This is a genomic window from Hymenobacter sp. B1770 (assembly GCF_049896385.1).
GTDB lineage: Bacteria > Bacteroidota > Bacteroidia > Cytophagales > Hymenobacteraceae > Hymenobacter.
Genome location: NZ_JAFCUF010000011.1, coordinates 33,186 through 49,314, shown reverse-complemented (window position 1 = coordinate 49,314; position 16,129 = coordinate 33,186). Strand labels below are relative to the sequence as shown.

Here is a 16,129-nt window from a genome sequence, read left to right as displayed (position 1 = left end):
AATTCGCTGCTTTTACAGCATAATATCCTTCACGTTATCAGCAGGTTAAGTACCCCCCTGTGTTAAACTCGCGGCAGTGATGGCAATAGGGTTAAACAGCATAACAAATAAAGCCGCTAAGTCAACTAAATTGTTATTTATTCACTAAAAAAATGTATATTTATCATACAAGCTTTACACTCATTTTACACCCCAAAGCTATGAACCCTAACAAAGCCCTCTGGGAAAAAGGCGATTTCACGCAAATTTCCCAAACCATGCGCGAAAGTGGCGATGAACTGGTATCGAAGCTCGGCATCAGCAAAGGCCAAAAAATTATGGACCTGGGGTGTGGCGATGGCACCACGGCCATTCCCGAAGCCGAGCGCGGCGCAGAAGTACTCGGGGTCGACATTGCCAGTAATCTGGTGGCGGCTGGCAACAAGCGGGCTACTGCTGCGGGCCTTGCCACCTGCACTTTTCAAGAGGGCGATGCCTGCGACCTGAGCGACATTCCCGACAAAACCTTCGATATGGTGGTGAGCATTTTCGGCGCCATGTTCGCGCCCAAGCCATTCGACGTAGCCAAGGAAATGGTGCGGGTGACCAAGCCGGGCGGGAAAATCGTGATGGGCAACTGGATACCCGGCGACCCCACGGTAGTGGCGCAAATCCTGAAAATAAGCTCGGCCTACACGCCTCCCCCACCCGAGGGCTTCATCAGCCCGATGACCTGGGGAATCGAGAGCAACGTGGTGGAACGTTTCGGCCAAGCCGGCATCCTGAAAGAAGACATCAGGTGCGAAAAAGACACTTTCACATTCAATGCATCCTGTTCGCCGACCGAATACGTTGGCTTGTTCAAAAATTTTTACGGACCGACCATGAACGCCTTCGACGCGGCTGAAAAAAATGGCAAATCAGCCGACTTGCAGCAGGAATTAACGAGCCTCTTCAACAGCCAGAACAAGGCGGCCTCTCCGGACAGAACCACCATTCCGGCCACCTATTTGCGCGTTACGGTAAACTGCTAATCCTTTCACAGCGCAGCCCAACCGGCAGTTATGCCGCCACACGCAGAAGCCCCAGCAGTACCCTAGGTGCGGGGGCTTCTGCGTGTGGCGGCATAACTGCCGGGCAGGCTTTAATTCCGACGCTGCATCGCTGCTTCCGCACTTTTACAAACACGTTCTGGGTGGGGTTGGTGTGGTGCCGGAACTTGAGCAGGATTTCATGGTCATCCAGACAGCATGGAAATTCGCCAGGGCGTCTACCGCGGGGATGGGTTGGCAAAGGGACGGCGGGGTTCAATGCAGCGGCAACATTTGCTGTCTCATCCACCCCCATTCGGTAAGGCCTTGACTCTCGAAGCGCTACGGCGATAACATTGTCGCCAGTGCCGTGCTTATCAATGTGGTACTGTCGACTGCAGCCAGATGCCACTTTGAGCAAAAACCCGAAACTCACTAACCAGCCTGTCCCATGAGTATCTATACCTCTCTCGCGCTTTTTGTTGTTGCGACCTCCGTGTGGTTTGTCTGGATTTTCCGCTTCGATAACATCGTCAAAGAATTCAAGCAATACGGCTTGTCCGGTTTGACCCGCTCCCTAGTGGGCGCTGCCAAAATAGCGTTGGCAACCCTACTGGTGGTCGGCATTTGGTATCCGGAGTTGGTACTTATTCCGGCAGTGCTCATGGGCTTGCTCATGCTGGCAGCGCAGTTCTTCCACTTCAAAGTGAATAACTCCTGGCAGAAACGCGTGCCGTCGCTGGTGCTGCTATTGCTGTGCGTGTACATAGCTTCCGCCTCCCTCAACCTTATGTAATAATGACCCTGCTCCACCTGCTTATCTATTTTTCCAGCCTTTCTTTTTTGGGGTATGCCGTTTCTTATTTCAAATCTCCCCACATGAAGAATGAGTTCAAGCGCTTTGGACTGGAGAGAGTAGCAACGTTCACCATCATTTTGGAAATAATCGGGGCATTGGGATTGCTGGTTGGCTTACTAAGTAACCTCATTTTATTAGTTGCTTCGGGCGGACTGGCGGCGTTGATGCTTTTGGGCGTGTTGGTGAGAATTAAGGTGAAAGACAGCTTTTTGGTATCCCTGCCGGCAGCATTTTTTATGGTGATGAATGCCTACATCTTTTATAAAGCTGTCGAGATTGCCCAATCAGGAATAGAAGCTGCTTAGGGAGTAGAGCGGTGCTTAAATGCCGCAATTCGAGAGTCATTCTTACCCAATTGTCATGCTGACCAGGGAAAGCATGACAACCAACGTTAATGAGGCAGTAGATTCAGCTGCGCCACTGGTTGGAGAAGCTCAGCATGACGGACAGCCACCTTCCATACAGCAAAAGACAATAGGTTGAAACCACGAGTAACTCACTGCACACCAACGCTTCAAGCTGTCGCTCATTGAGCTACCACAGGCTTGTTCAGCTTAACACTGCCTGCACCTGATAACCGCCTTCCGCTATTCCCGTATTTAAAAAGGCCACTGCCGGCTAGTTGCTGGTTGGTGGTTCTTTCACTTCTTCCCTTTACGCTATGACGTACAACATCGATAACATTAAAATGGACCTGCAAACCGTGGGCTTCTCGGAGAGCCCCGCCCTGCTCCAGCAAGTAGAAAGCGAGCTGCGCCGCGTAATGCATTTCCGCAAAGACATTGTGGCCGCCGACGTATACCTGCGCGAAGAAGGCAGCAACCCCGAAAACAACAAGCAAGTGCGCTGGCGCCTGGGCATCCCCGGCCGAGACCTGTTTGCCGAAGGCACCGGTTCGTCGTGGGCAGCCGGCCTGCGCGACGCCAGCGAAAAGCTGAAGCGGCAGTTCGTAGACTAATAATCAAGGCCTTATAAAAGGGCCAGCCGGGGCCGTCCACTTATAGTTTGGACAGCCCCGCCTGGCCCTTTTTTGTGCTCGCGAATGGCAATTGCTTTCCAGCATAGTGCACCGCAACGGACTACTTTTGTCAGGCAACTGGGTGAGCTAGCTTGCGCTCACCTGCACACACAGGATGGCGCAGCACCTCCAAAAAACTACCTTAACAAATTCTGTAGTGAAGCACTGGCTATTATTTACGCTGTTTATTATTCCAATCCAATTTGCTCAGGCTCAGAAACAAGCAACGGATACGCTTTCATTTATTAAGTCGAAACGCATGTCGGACGCCGACCTTGCCAAAAAGCGCGAGGGGCGGTTTTTCACGGGCATTCCCGACATTTCTTCTGACCCGGTTACGGGGTTTGGTTTTGGGGTGCGAACCAATGTGTACTGGAACGGTGAACGCACCAATCCGCTTTTTCCTTACACGCCTTACCTGGCCAAGCTCAAGGCCAATGCGGCTTACTACACGTCCAACGCCCGCGAGTTGGTGCTCTCCCTGGATGTACCGTATTACAAAGGCACCCGCTGGCGTTTCAAGCTCGATTTCAAAGCGCAACAGAACCCAGCCAATCTGTACTTCGGCCTCACCGAAAGGACCCTCGACCCCCTGCGCCTGCCTTCTACCCCGAGCAATGGGCCCACTTACAAAACGTATGCTGCCTACGACCGCGACCGCAAAACACTGCGTCCGGGCCAAGTTGGCGAAGCGGCCTTGGTAACCGATGCGCTGTCCAACCGCTTCCGGGAAACAGAGTTCATGCTCAACCTTAAAGCCGACTATGCCCTGGGCAAAGGCAAATGGCGTGTGCTAGGTGGCTACGAAATTCAGCACCTGAGCTACAGCACCTTCGAAGGCCTACGAGCAGATGCCATTGACCCCGCGAGCGCCGACAATACCAGCGCTCCTAACGGGACTTCGCTCCTGCGGCGGGATTTCGAGCAGGGCCTGATTAAGGGCTTGAATGGCGGCTGGGTATCGCTGCTACAGAGCGCGATTATCTACGACACCCGCGACTTCGAGCCCGACCCAACGCGAGGCTATTACTTCGAGTTGGGAAATGAATTTTCCAATCCGGCTATTGGCTCGCAATTCAAATTCAACAAGGTTTTTATTCAGGGCAAGGCCTTTCGGAAATTACCCGTGGGGCCTCGTACAGTGCTAGCCGGGCGGTTTGGCGTCGGCAATATATTTGGGAATAATGCGCCGTTCTTTGAGTTTCAGGACCAGTGGAGCCCCGATGGCAGCATCAACGCCCTGGGGGGCCGGCAGTCGTTGCGCGGCTACCGGGCCAACCGCTTTCTGGCCCGCTCCCTCTGGATGGCCAATGTAGAGCTACGGGTGCGGCTAGCCGAAACCAAGTGGGGCAAGCAGCGCTTCGCGTTTGGCGTGGCCCCGTTCCTGGATGCGGGCACCGTACGCGACCGGTGGCAGGACCTCAGCTTTGCCAAAGTGAAAACCTCCTACGGCGCAGGCGCCAGAATAGCCTGGAACCAGTCAACCATCATTTCCCTCGACTACGGACTTTCCAAAGAAGACCGGCTGCTCTACTTTGGAATAGGGCAGGCTTTCTAAGCGCTGTCCTTTCAGTACAGCGGGCCATACGAATCACCAAGCCCTAATGCCAACCAAAAGCCCCCGCAGCAGCAATGTTGCGGGGGCTTTTTAATTCATTCCGAATACTTTATCTCCGATTCTTTAGCACTACCTCATCACCCGATGAAATAGCTCATTTTGCTCAGGAGGTCGGAAGTTGCGCTTTCCTTGAGGATGTCGGTCACGGGTACTATTTCCAGGAGCAAAGCACTTCGCGGGCTAGCAATATGGCGTCAACATTGCCTAAAGTCGCTGTTCGGCTTAGTGTTAAAGTCAAGCCCTAGCGAATAGCTGATTATTTGTAAATAATTAAGAAATTATGTTCAATTTTTTACAAAATGATAACTATTTATAAATACATTTGATGACTTGGCATTTTCCAAGTATAATCTTTTCATCAACTAAATGAAATTAAGGTTACACTACTGCTTACTAGGACTGCTGGTTTTGGGAGCCAGCCAAGCAGACGCCCAGAAGCTGGACGTGAAGAAAAAGCTGAGCGGCTTCGATAAAAACGTGGGGCAGATGCTCAAAGAATGGAACGTGCCGGGCTGTGGCATTGCTGTGGTAGTGAAAGACAAACTGGTGTTTGCCAAAGGCTACGGGTTTCGCGACGTGGAAAAGAAGCTGCCGGTCACTGCTCATACCCTGTTCCCCATTGCCTCGAACACCAAGCTTTTCACAGCCACCGCCGTGGGACTTCTGGTAGAAGAAGGAAAGCTGGACTGGGATAAGCCAGTGAAAAAATACGTGCCGCAAATCCAGTTTTACAACGACGAGCTGACCGACAACATCACCATGCGGGACATGCTTTCGCACCGCACCGGCATGTCGCGGCACGACCGTATTTGGCACGGTTCCGATTTCACCCGTCAGGAGCTGTTCGACCGAATTAAATACCTGGAACCCAGCCAGCCATTGCGTCAGGGATACCTGTATAACAACATGATGTATGCTGCATCAGGACGCATTATAGAGCTGTTATCGGGGCAAACCTGGGAAGAATATGTTCGCACCAAATTCTTCGTCCCCCTGGGCATGTCGCGGACGGGCTTCTCTACCGTAGACATGCAGAAGCAGCCGGATTATCTCACTGCTTATTACGAAAAACGCGACACCACTACGCTAGCGCCTTACCCTTTCTACACCCACCAGCAGGGCGTAGGCCCCGCGGGCTCCATCGTTTCCGACCTCGACGACATGTCGAAGTGGTTGATAATGCAGATGTACGGCGGCAAATTCAAAGGGCAGGTGGTCGTCCCCAATACCGTTATCCGGGCCACCTTGCAGCCCGCTGCCCTGGCCGCAACAGTGCCCGACAAGTACTTTGAGGAAATCAACTCAATGTACGGCATGGCCCGGTACACCTCCAGCTACAAAGGGCACTACAGGACCCAACACGGCGGGTCCATTGGGGGGGTCTATTCGCAGGTTTCATTTATGCCCAACGACAGCGTTGGCGTGATTGTGTTCATGAACGGCGTGCACGCCCGCCCCATGCTCGAGGCGGTGGTCAATACGGTATACGACCGGGTTATGGGCTTGGACGCCACGCCCTGGAACGAGCGAAACCTGAAAAACTACCGGCTCAATAAAGCCGCCGCACGAGCTGCCCGCAAGAAGCCCGGTGCTGACCGCGTGCTCAACACCCAGCCCTCGCACGCGCTGGCCGACTACGTGGGTTTGTACGAAGACCCGGCCTACGGCGTCCTCCAAATCAGCCAAGAGGCCGGTAAGCTGCGCTTCACCTTCAACGATAAGAGCCTGCCGCTGGAGCATTACCACTACGACCGGTTCAACTCCCCTAACGACGAAGTCTTCGGCCCGTGGTCCTTCAACTTCGGGTCCGATGCACAAGGCAACATTCAGCAGGCCCGAATCAGCTTGGATGAAAAGGAAGTGGTGTTCACCAAAAAGGCCGACGCCCGCCTGCAGGACCCCGGCTTTCTCAAGGTCCTGGCTGGACAGTACGAATTAAACGGCAGCACCATGAACGTGGTGTTTGGCAACAAGGAACTGACTATGAACACCTCGGCCTCGCCGCCCACCCACCTAGACGCCTACAAAAATAACACCTTCCGAATGCGGGAGTTTTCCGACCGGACTGTGCAGTTTGCCTTGGACGCGAACGGCAACCCCACCAGCATCAATGTGACCCAAAACGGCATAATCACACAATACAGCCGAAAGAAGTAAGTACCCTCGTCGCCTGGTAGGTGCCTAAGGGAAACGAACTAAAGCACAAAAATCCCTGCAGCATAGTCGCTGCGGGGGCTTTTGTGCTTTTTCAGCCGGCTATTCCCGGCCCTTCATCAATGCTTCTACGGCGGCCACAATGGCGGCTTCGTTGAGCTTGTACTTCTCCATCAGTTGGTCGGGCGTGGCGCTTTCGCCGAAGCTGTCGTTCACGGCCACCATTTCCAAGGGCAGGGGCTCCTCGCGGGCCAGCAGCTGGGCAATGCTGCCGCTGACACGGGGCGGCCGAAGCGCAGGAGCCCCGGACCGTAGTGGTCGGCAATGGCGATGATGGCGGCCCTAAGCTGGTTGTAGTCGCAGGGGTTAAGGCAGTTCAGGCAGAGCGTTTATCCACCTAAAGTAAATGCCCGCTTATTATCTCCTAACCATCTGTATAGGTGTATGGTAGCGTGATGTTGCCCGTTTTTACCCTTGCTGTTATGGGCTATATAAAATAGCCCATCGCCTACCGGGCAAAGACCAGTAGCTCCCCACCTAAAATGCCAGCCCCTGAAGTTAAACTAGAAAAGCCCACCAGCTACAGTGCTGGCGGGCTTTTTAGTGTAGGAGGCGCCTTACTTCCGGCGCTTCATCACAGCCTCCACGGCAGCCACAATGGCGGCTTCGTTGAGCTTGTACTTCTCCATCAGTTGGTCGGGCGTGGCGCTTTCGCCGAAGCTGTCGTTCACGGCCACCATTTCCAAGGGCAGGGGCTCCTCGCGGGCCAGCAGCTGGGCAATGCTGTCGCCGAGGCCGCCGTTCATCTGGTGCTCTTCGGCCGTGACCACGCAGCCGGTTTTACGGGCCGAAGCCAGGATTGCCTGCGCATCAAGCGGCTTGATGGTGTGAATGTTGATGATTTCGGCGTTGATGCCTTTTTCGGCGAGCAGCTTGCCGGCCAGCACGGCCTTCCACACGAGGTGGCCGGTGGCGAAGATGCTCACGTCGGTGCCTTCATTCAGCATCACGGCTTCCCCGATGACAAAGTTCTGGTCAGCGGGCGTGAAATTGGGCACCACGGGGCGGCCGAAGCGCAGGTACACCGGGCCTTCGTGCTCGGCAATGGCGATGGTGGCGGCTTTGGTCTGGTTGTAGTCGCAGGGGTTGATAACGGTCATGCCGGGCAGCATTTTCATCATGCCAAGGTCTTCCAGAATCTGGTGGGTAGCGCCGTCTTCACCAAGCGTGAGCCCGGCGTGTGAGGCGCAGATTTTCACGTTCTTATCAGAGTAAGCAATGCTCTGGCGAATCTGGTCGTAGACGCGGCCGGTGCTAAAGTTGGCGAAGGTGCCCGTGAAGGGAATCTTGCCGCCAATGGTCATGCCGGCGGCTACGCCCATCATGTTAGCCTCGGCAATGCCTACCTGGAAAAACCGCTCGGGGAAGTCCTTCTTAAAGGCATCCATCTTAAGCGAGCCGGTGAGGTCGGCGCAGAGGGCCACTACGTTAGGATTGGTTTTGCCTAGCTCGTGCAGGCCGGCGCCGAAGCCGCTGCGGGTGTCTTTTGATTCGGTGTAGGGGAAGTCTTTCATGGGGTATTAGAGAGTTTTTGTTCGATTAGAAATGAATGCGGTCGCGGCTGCAGTACCCGCGGGTGCCGGTGTTGATGCAGCCTATGGCAAGTTTACGGGCCGCTTGCTTTGCGGGAACGGCCAGAAAATCCACAAGAGCAAAATGAGCTTGGCTATCATTTCCCAAAAATGGCTACCGAAGTCGTTTGCCCACTCCGAATGCTAAAGTTGCGTACGTCAGTGAACTTGCTGCTGGTGCTGTTGCTCGTGCGAAACACCAACCGGTAGGCCCCCGCCTGCATGGGCAAATTCATTTTGCTGCTGCCACCGTCCGGTAAGTTATAAATCCAGGTTTGCGATTCGTCATCATTGAGCTTGTAGATGCTGCCGTAGCCTTTCAGGTCACTGGTGATGTTGAGCGTGCCGGGCGCCGGGTACGTTACCGTTAGCTCCTGTCCCTGCTTTACGGCAAGGCGGCGCGTGATGCGGGGCAGTGTAAGCAGCTCAACCTCATAGTTTCCGGCTAGCAGCTTTTGCTTGGTGCCAAAAGGAAAGCTCGCCACAGTATTGCGCTGTGGGTCACGCACCACGGCTTGCACCGTGCCGTAGGGGTTGGGCGTGAGCTGCGGGTTTTGCAGCCAGAGCGTGCCCTGGGGTGTTTTGAAGGTGAGCACGTTGGCCCGGCCGGGCTTGATGACGAGGTTGGCTTGCCGTACCGGGGGCACGGTGTTTATCACCAAATCGTAACTCTGCAGGGCGTCGATGTCGAGCACGTCGGCTTTGCCCTGGGCGTCGCGGTAATGCACGTAGTTGTACTCAGGCTGCTCGGTCACGTTGTTCACGAACGTCATGTTCACGTTCGTTTCCACGGAGCGGCCTGCTTCGTCGGTAAGGTTGACGGTAACAGTGGTCTTGCTTAGGGTTTGGGCAATCACATCGTCCATCACCGTGCGAAAGGTCTTCACATCGGCAGCGTTATAGTAGTTGCCCAAGCATTCAAGCTGCCGGCCAAAGTCCTTTTCTGCTCCAATGCCGATGATGAACGGCTTAAGAAAGATGTGCTTGCGCTGCAAAGCCAGCGATGATTTGCAGGGGTCGGCCGCACAGGATTCCAATCCGTCGGTAATGAGCAGCAGCACGTTGCGCGAGGCCTTATCGGTGGGGAAGTCGTTGGCCGACTGTTCCAGCGAGTAGGTAATGGGCGTGTTGCCCTGGGCCTTAAGTGTGGTGAGCTTGTCCTTGATGGCCTTGGCATTGCGCGGCGCGAAAGGCACTTCCAGTCGCGAATCCTGGCAGTTTTTCTCGCTGTTGGGAAACTGGTGGCCATACACGCGCAAGCCCAACTCCAGGTTGGGATAGGCATTGAGCGAATCGACCATTTTGCTGAGCATGCGCTTGGCTACGTTCCAACGGGGCTGCCCCTCCCAAGGGGCCATCATCGAGCCCGAGGCATCGAGCAGGAAAAGAATGCGGGTGACTTTGGGCTTTTCGGGGGCGGCGTTCTGGGCTTGGGTCTGCAACGCAAAAAGCAGCGTGAGTAGCACCACCATGCGGCACCCCACCCCCCGGCCCCTGCCGGGCACGGCCCCTCTCCAAAAAAGAGGGGGAGCCTGACGATTTGGTTTCACTCCCGTTAGGCACCCCCCTCCTTTTGGGAGAGGGGTGCCAGGGGGGTGAGGTTCCGTTAGGCAGGCCCGCATAGAAGCCTAGTAGTCGGCTACGGTACCTACTGCCAGTTGCTGAAGGGCGGTGGCCAACTGCACATCGTTGGGAGCTACGCCGTGCCACTTGTGGCCTTCCATCATAAAGTCGACGCCGAAGCCCATGCGGGTGTCCATGATGAACATAACGGGTTTGCCCTGGCCGGAAGCAGCCTGCGCCTCTTCGAGGGCGGGGAGCAGGGTGTCGTAGTTGTTGCCATCGGCCTGCAGCACGTGCCAGCCGAAGGCTTCGAACTTGGCGCGCAAGTCGCCGAGGCCGCCAATTTGGGCCGTGGGGCCGTCAATCTGCTGGCCGTTGTGGTCCACAACTGCGATGAGGTTGTCAATTTTGTGGTGGGCAGCGTAAAGCAAAGCCTCCCAGTTCTGGCCCTCCTGCAGCTCGCCATCGCCCATGAGCACGAACACGAGGCGGTCGTCGCCGTTCATTTTTTTGGCTTGGGCTGCGCCACAGGCCACGCTCAGGCCCTGGCCCAGCGAGCCCGAGGCCACGCGAATGCCGGGCAGGCCCTCGTGGGTGGTGGGGTGGCCCTGCAGCCGCGAATTGAGCTTGCGGAACGTGGCAAGCTCGCTAACCGGGAAGTAGCCCGAGCGGGCCAACACCGAGTACAACGTGGCCGAAATGTGGCCGTTCGACAGGAAAAACAGGTCCTCCCCTACGCCGTCCATGCTGAACTGCTCAGGGTTGTGCTTCATCACTTTGAAGTAGAGCGCCACGAGCAAATCGGTGCAGCCCAGCGAGCCACCGGGGTGGCCCGAGTTCACGGCGTGCACCATGCGCACGATGTCGCGCCGCACCTGGGCGGCTATTTCTTTGAGGTCGGCAGTTGTGATTTCAGCGATTTCGGACATGTCAGGTAAGGTAAATTTTGGTGGGTAAAGGTAAGTGTACAGCCTTAAGTACAGCAACGTCACAAACACAATCGATTGTGTAAAGTAAGCCAAAAAGACCGACAAATACTGCAATTCTTCTGCAAAAGATTGGGGCCTTTTCGACCGCTTTGCCTGCTGCTTATGCTGCTCGGCTAATTGAAGGATGGTTGGCGAAGGTTGGTTTGGTAGACCTTGCAGCGGCTTTGCGCTGGTCTTACAGCAATTGGGCGGCGTGTTCTTTGGTATTTACTTTCTTTATAATCTTGTCAATTATGCCTTGCTCGTCAATCAAAAAAGTAGTGCGAACGATGCCCATATAGGTCTTGCCGTAATTCTTTTTTTCCTGCCACACGCCATAATCCTGCACGATTTTTTTGTCTGTATCGACCAGCAGCGGGAAGGGCAAGTCGTATTTAAGAACAAATTTCTTGTGAGCTGCTTCGCTGTCGACGCTCACGCCAATCACCTTGATGTTTTTGGCGGTAAGCTCTTCTTGGTGGTCGCGCAGGTTGCAGGCCTGAGCCGTGCAGCCGGGGGTATCGTCCTTGGGGTAAAAATACATGGCCACGCGCTGCCCGCGCAGGTCGGCCAGACGGATGAGGTTGCCGTCTTGGTCGTTGGCAGTAAAGTCGGGGGCTGGTTGGCCGGGCTCGAGTATCATTTTGCGATAGTGAGGAGGTTATACGAGGTAAAGCGGACGCAATAACGCCAAACTTCCCACCTTACCAAGACGGGGAGTTTGGTGTGCCTTATTCCCGCTTACTTACAGATTCAGGCTTACTACCCGTTCATTGCCGGCCTGGTCGGTGAGGTGCAGTTGCGCGGGGCCGCGCAGGCGGGGGCCCAGCGTGTCGGTAGCCACGGTGAAGAGCGTGGAATTCTTGTGCTCGAAGCGCAGCAGACGAAACTGCCCACCGACAAGCAGCCGGTAACTGGCAAGGCCCGAGAGGTCGTCGCCCACGCGAAACAGCAGTTGCCCGCCTGCCCGGCTGGCAAGGCTGCCGTTGGGCGCTATGTTATCGGTGAGAATGCGGTAGGAGCCGAACTGCCGGATGGGAACCGTGATGTGGCCTTTGTCGTCCCACTTGCCGCCCAGGTAGGCCTTGCCCCCATTTAGCGTGGCCGAGTAGACGGCGGTACGCTGCGGGTCGGTGGGCGGGGTGGCGGGGCGAAGGGTGAGCTGCGCGGTTTTGTAGAACGGAATGAGGGGACTGCCCACTGTCCAGAAGCCGCTGCCGGTAGGCTCGTGCAGGTAGGTGGTGCCCAGATACAGGTTGTCGAACAGGGTTTCGGGGCCGAACACTAGGCTGAGGTGAGACGTGGCGTAGGTAGTTTCCTTGCCTGCGGGCACCATTACCTGCCGGTCAAACTTCTTGGTGATGCCGCCAAACTGCAGCGAGTCGGGCAGGCCGGCGCGCAGGTCGTAGAGGTACACGTTTTTGCTGTTTTGGGTGTAGCTGGGGCGGATTTCCTTGCGGCGGCTGCCACGCAGCAGCACTAAGTTGCCGGCCGCGGAATCGGGGCTGGGGTCAGTGGCGACGGCCTTGAGCAGGTTGCGAGTTACCTCGTAGCGCAGGGCGGGACGCTTGGCCGCAGCCGAGCGGGTTTTGAAGTAAGCCGGCTGCTCGCCGCGCAGCACCAGGCGCACGGGCGTCTCGTTGTTGTAGGAGTCGGCCAGGGCAATGTCGACGGTGTACACCTTGCCGGCTTCCACGTTGAGGCGGCCTTTGCTGGGGCCGGTGGTGTACATGGCCAGGTCGTTGCCTTCGTCCACCCACAGCTTTTGCAAGGTGCGGCCCTGGGTTTGCTGGTAGGTAAAATCGAGAAAATTGCTAATCTGCCGGGTGCCCGTAGGGAAGGGAACGGCGTCGATAACATGCTGGTAAAACGGCTCGCCGTTCACCTTCACGGTCACACGCTGAATGCCGTTCTTGTTCCAGGCGTTGTCGAACCGGTCGAAGCCCTGCACCAGCAGCCCCACGCTGCCAAAGCAACTGATAGTGTCAGGCCACACGGTGCCGGTGCCGGGGGCAGGTTGCACGGCAGGCACCAGCACCGCCTTGGCAAACACGTTTTTTACCCGCGCCTCAATGCCTAGGGGCTCTAGCGCCAGCGCCTGCAGCGTGGGCGCCACATGGTCCTGAATCTCGGGAAAGCCGCCCCACTGCAGCGGGTTATATTGCCGGTCCTGGGCGTCACGCACTTCCCAGTGCAGGTGCGGGCCAGCCGAGCCGCCGGTGTTGCCCGAGAGCGCCACCACCTCGCCGCGCTTCACCGGAAACCTGTCTTTCTCAAAAAAAGCTTCCAGCTCATAGCTCTGCTTCTCGTACTGGCGGCGCAGCAGTTCAGCCGCTACCGGCCCGCGGAAGTCGTTGAGGTGGCCGTATACAGTAGTCAGGCCGTTGGGGTGCGTGATGTAGAGCACGTTGCCGTAGCCAAAGGACGACTGTTTGAGGCGCGAAATGTAGCCATCGGCCGAGGCGTACACGGGCTGGTTCACACCGCCCCCGGTCTTGATGTCGAGCCCGCCGTGGAAATGGTTGGGGCGCAGCTCGCCCATGCTGCCAGCCAGCAAGCCGGGCTTGCCCGGCGCAATCGGAAACAGAAAGTACCCGTTGGGCACCACCGGCTTGCCCGCAGACAGCACCTCGCTGATGGTGCGGCCGGGGGGCACCGAATCAGCATTCTGCCCATCTACCGCCCCGGGCCAAACCATCACCGACGCCGCTACCACGCCCAGCCCCAAGGCTACCTTTTTAACAAGGCTCACTTTCAACTTTACCATTCTCACAAAATCAATCTTCAGTTTTCTCGGCTTCACACGCCCTGGGCACTGCCCTACTGCGTCGGTTTGCCGAGCAGAGCATCTTATCAAGCCTGAACGATTTGTTGTGGCCTGTTATGATGCTTGGCTGCGCCAACCTTCGGCCCCTGCGTTGGCAGGACAGCCGGCTCAACGGGGCAGCCCTTTTTTATTTACTTATCGAACGTTCAACTCAAGCATTCTCTCTCCCTCAAAATACCCCTGTAGCTGGTCGCCCATCTTCACGGGCCCCACGCCGGCCGGCGTTCCGGTAAATATCAAATCGCCCATTTTCAGGGAAATGTATTTCGACACAAAGCTGATGATTTTCGCGAACGGATGCAGCATCAGGCTGGAATTTCCCGTCTGGCGGGTTTCGCCATTTACTTCTAGGTGGAAATTGATATTGCCCAAATCTGCAATTTCGGCGACGGGCTTGAAGGTCTGAGAAACGGGAGCCGAGCCGTCGAAGGCTTTGGCCAACTCCCAAGGCAGGCCCTTTTTTTTCAGCTCGCTTTGCAGGTCGCGGGCAGTGAAGTCGATGCCCAGGCCGACGCCGTCGAAGTAGCTATGCGCAAACTGCTCGTCGATGTGCCGGCCGTTTTTGCACACGCGCAGCACTAGTTCCAGCTCGTGGTGAATGTCCTGCGAAAACTCCGGGATAAAAAAGGGCTGGCCGCGTTGCAGCAGCGCCGTTTCGGGCTTGAGGAAGATGACGGGCGCGGCGGGCACCTCGTTGTGCAGCTCGGCAATGTGGTCGGCGTAGTTGCGGCCGATGCAAATAATTTTCATAGAGGGAATCCAGGCGGAAAAGCGGAATGTCAAAACTACGCCCCGACCATGGCTTACGGCAACCGGACCACCGGTTTTTCCACCCCCAGGACCGCTGCCAGCGAACATTTACCAAGTAGGCTGCCGTATAGTTAAGGACTGAGGAGCTGAGTTTGGCTCAAAACGTGCTACTAGCACGGGCAGTTGTTCGCAGCTCCTTCACCATTTTTTATCATTGCCATGTTCAAGAAACTCACCCTTTGGGCCGGCGTCGCGTTGCTGGCCGCTTGCTCTACGGTACCCATCACGGGCCGCCGTCAGCTCAGCCTTGTGAGCGACAGCGAAATCAACGCGCTGGCCGCTACCCAGTACCGCGAAATAATTGCCAAGGGACCTCTATCAAACAATTCCTCGCAGGTTGCCATGGTTCGCAACGTGGGCCAGCGCATACGGACCGCCGTTGACAGCTATTTCCGGCAGCAAAACGCCGCCGACCAGCTGGCTGGGTACCAGTGGGAGTTTAACCTCATTCAGGACGATAAGCAGCAGAATGCCTGGTGCATGCCCGGCGGCAAAGTGGCCGTGTACACCGGCATCCTGCCTATCACGCAAAACGAAAACGGCCTGGCCGTGGTGATGGCCCACGAAGTGGCCCACGCCGTGGCCAAGCACGGCTCCGAGCGAATGAGCCAAAGCTTGGTGCAGCAGTTTGGTGGCCAAGCCCTGTCCACGGCCCTCTCCACCAACGCCCCCGCCACGCAGCAAATCGCGCTGCAGGCCTTTGGTATTGGCTCGCAGGTGGGCTTGCTGAAGTATGGCCGCAACCAAGAAACTGAGGCCGACCACCTCGGCCTGATATTTATGGCTATGGCCGGATACAATCCCGACGGCGCTATTTCGTTCTGGCAGCGCATGGAAGCCAAAGGCGGGGCGGCTCCGCCCGAGTTCCTTTCCACTCACCCCTCCAGCGGCACCCGCATTGCCAACATCCAACGTGAACTGCCCGCGGCTCGTAAGTATTACAAGCCTCGCTAGCGTTTATATTGGTTAGTGGTTAGCACCCGGCAGCTGACCTCCTTTCTTCTACCCGAAATCAGCCCCAACCGTTAGCTATTCGCCACTCCCATGATTTATATTCCCCGCCTGCTTGGATTAGGGCTGCTCAGCCTGCTGGTATTACTGGTCATATCCTGTGATACCGCCAGGCGTACTACTAACGAATTTGGCAGTCCCAATCCCATTGAAGGCGAGGTAATTGCCAAGCCCGAAAGCCGGCAAATCGTGCATTTCACTGATAGCACCGCGGAGTACACCACCTCGCGCAGCGAATTGGCCACGGCCTTCATCCGGGCATTTGGCGATGGCACGGTGGTCGACAAAGTGCAGGTGCGCAAAGCCCCGGTAGGGTCCGGCGAACCCGTCAAATACTACCTGATTGGCATGGGGCTGCGCAGCGGTAGCTTCCGCGCCATGGCCCTGCCCCTCACCGGTGGTGGCGACAACACTTACTACCTCCGCCCCTCGGCCGAGAGCTACACCATTACCAGCTCCGGCTGCACCTCGTGCTTTTTTAACTTTGAAAACGGGCGCATTGTGGGCACCACCTGCTCCGAGAGTTCCCCCGGCAGCCACTGCGACCTAAAAGTAGGAAAGACTAATAACCTCTTCACCAGACGATGAGCACTTCTGGCAAATGGCTGCTACGCGCCGCCCTCACAGCCTTGGCGCTGTTGATTACTACCGATACCAACC

At 56.4% G+C, this 16,129-nt stretch carries 15 protein-coding genes; 8 read left to right on the top strand and 7 right to left on the bottom strand.

Going from position 1 to position 16,129, the window contains the following annotated elements; translation table 11 throughout:
* Window positions 1-200 precede the first annotated feature (200 nt).
* From ACP7AJ_RS18585 to ACP7AJ_RS18560, 6 genes are all read left to right on the top strand, one after another.
* On the top strand, window positions 201-1,013 hold the full coding sequence (locus ACP7AJ_RS18585; protein ID WP_426061697.1) for a class I SAM-dependent methyltransferase: 813 nt from the start codon (window positions 201-203) through the stop codon (window positions 1,011-1,013).
* Between the two features lie 448 nt (window positions 1,014-1,461).
* Window positions 1,462-1,806, top strand: coding sequence for a DoxX family protein (locus tag ACP7AJ_RS18580; RefSeq protein ID WP_426061696.1), 345 nt, complete (start codon window positions 1,462-1,464; stop codon window positions 1,804-1,806).
* Window positions 1,807-1,808: 2 nt separating this feature from the next.
* The gene (locus ACP7AJ_RS18575) at window positions 1,809-2,174 is read left to right on the top strand and encodes a DoxX family protein (protein ID WP_426061695.1); all 366 of its coding nucleotides are present in this window, start codon (window positions 1,809-1,811) and stop codon (window positions 2,172-2,174) included.
* Window positions 2,175-2,530: 356 nt separating this feature from the next.
* A complete protein-coding gene (locus ACP7AJ_RS18570) occupies window positions 2,531-2,827 on the top strand; it encodes an HPF/RaiA family ribosome-associated protein (RefSeq protein WP_426061694.1) in 297 nt (98 codons plus the stop codon).
* Window positions 2,828-3,068: 241 nt separating this feature from the next.
* The gene (gene omp85, locus ACP7AJ_RS18565; RefSeq protein WP_426061764.1) at window positions 3,069-4,445 is read left to right on the top strand and encodes an Omp85 family outer membrane protein; all 1,377 of its coding nucleotides are present in this window, start codon (window positions 3,069-3,071) and stop codon (window positions 4,443-4,445) included.
* Window positions 4,446-4,871: 426 nt separating this feature from the next.
* Window positions 4,872-6,662 (top strand): serine hydrolase, encoded by a 1,791-nt coding sequence (locus ACP7AJ_RS18560; RefSeq protein WP_426061693.1) that lies wholly within the window; start codon window positions 4,872-4,874, stop codon window positions 6,660-6,662.
* A gap of 99 nt (window positions 6,663-6,761) precedes the next feature.
* On the opposite strand, the gene ACP7AJ_RS18555 is transcribed toward ACP7AJ_RS18560, so the two are convergent.
* The 7 genes from ACP7AJ_RS18555 to ACP7AJ_RS18525 form a co-directional block, all read right to left on the bottom strand.
* A complete protein-coding gene (locus ACP7AJ_RS18555; protein ID WP_426061692.1) occupies window positions 6,762-6,884 on the bottom strand; it encodes a hypothetical protein in 123 nt (40 codons plus the stop codon).
* A 392-nt stretch (window positions 6,885-7,276) separates the two neighbouring features.
* Window positions 7,277-8,233 (bottom strand): transketolase family protein, encoded by a 957-nt coding sequence (locus ACP7AJ_RS18550; protein WP_426061691.1) that lies wholly within the window; start codon window positions 8,231-8,233, stop codon window positions 7,277-7,279.
* A 155-nt stretch (window positions 8,234-8,388) separates the two neighbouring features.
* On the bottom strand, window positions 8,389-9,795 hold the full coding sequence (locus ACP7AJ_RS18545) for a vWA domain-containing protein (RefSeq protein WP_426061690.1): 1,407 nt from the start codon (window positions 9,793-9,795) through the stop codon (window positions 8,389-8,391).
* A 123-nt stretch (window positions 9,796-9,918) separates the two neighbouring features.
* Window positions 9,919-10,782: a transketolase gene (locus tag ACP7AJ_RS18540; protein ID WP_426061689.1), complete on the bottom strand. Its 864-nt coding sequence runs from the start codon at window positions 10,780-10,782 to the stop codon at window positions 9,919-9,921.
* A gap of 235 nt (window positions 10,783-11,017) precedes the next feature.
* Complete coding sequence (bcp, locus tag ACP7AJ_RS18535) at window positions 11,018-11,464, bottom strand: thioredoxin-dependent thiol peroxidase (RefSeq protein ID WP_426061688.1); 447 nt, start codon at window positions 11,462-11,464, stop codon at window positions 11,018-11,020.
* A 102-nt stretch (window positions 11,465-11,566) separates the two neighbouring features.
* Entirely contained in the window at window positions 11,567-13,588 is a 2,022-nt protein-coding gene (locus ACP7AJ_RS18530) for a M23 family metallopeptidase (RefSeq protein ID WP_426061687.1), read from the bottom strand.
* 195 nt (window positions 13,589-13,783) lie between these two features.
* Window positions 13,784-14,398, bottom strand: a complete 615-nt coding sequence (locus ACP7AJ_RS18525; protein ID WP_426061686.1) for a fumarylacetoacetate hydrolase family protein — start codon at window positions 14,396-14,398, stop codon at window positions 13,784-13,786.
* A 219-nt stretch (window positions 14,399-14,617) separates the two neighbouring features.
* On the opposite strand from ACP7AJ_RS18525, the gene ACP7AJ_RS18520 reads away from it, so the two are divergent.
* Together ACP7AJ_RS18520 and ACP7AJ_RS18515 are read left to right on the top strand one after the other, a co-directional pair.
* Window positions 14,618-15,412, top strand: a complete 795-nt coding sequence (locus tag ACP7AJ_RS18520) for a M48 family metallopeptidase (protein WP_426061685.1) — start codon at window positions 14,618-14,620, stop codon at window positions 15,410-15,412.
* A gap of 90 nt (window positions 15,413-15,502) precedes the next feature.
* On the top strand, window positions 15,503-16,057 hold the full coding sequence (locus ACP7AJ_RS18515; protein WP_426061684.1) for a hypothetical protein: 555 nt from the start codon (window positions 15,503-15,505) through the stop codon (window positions 16,055-16,057).
* Window positions 16,058-16,129: the final 72 nt, after the last annotated feature.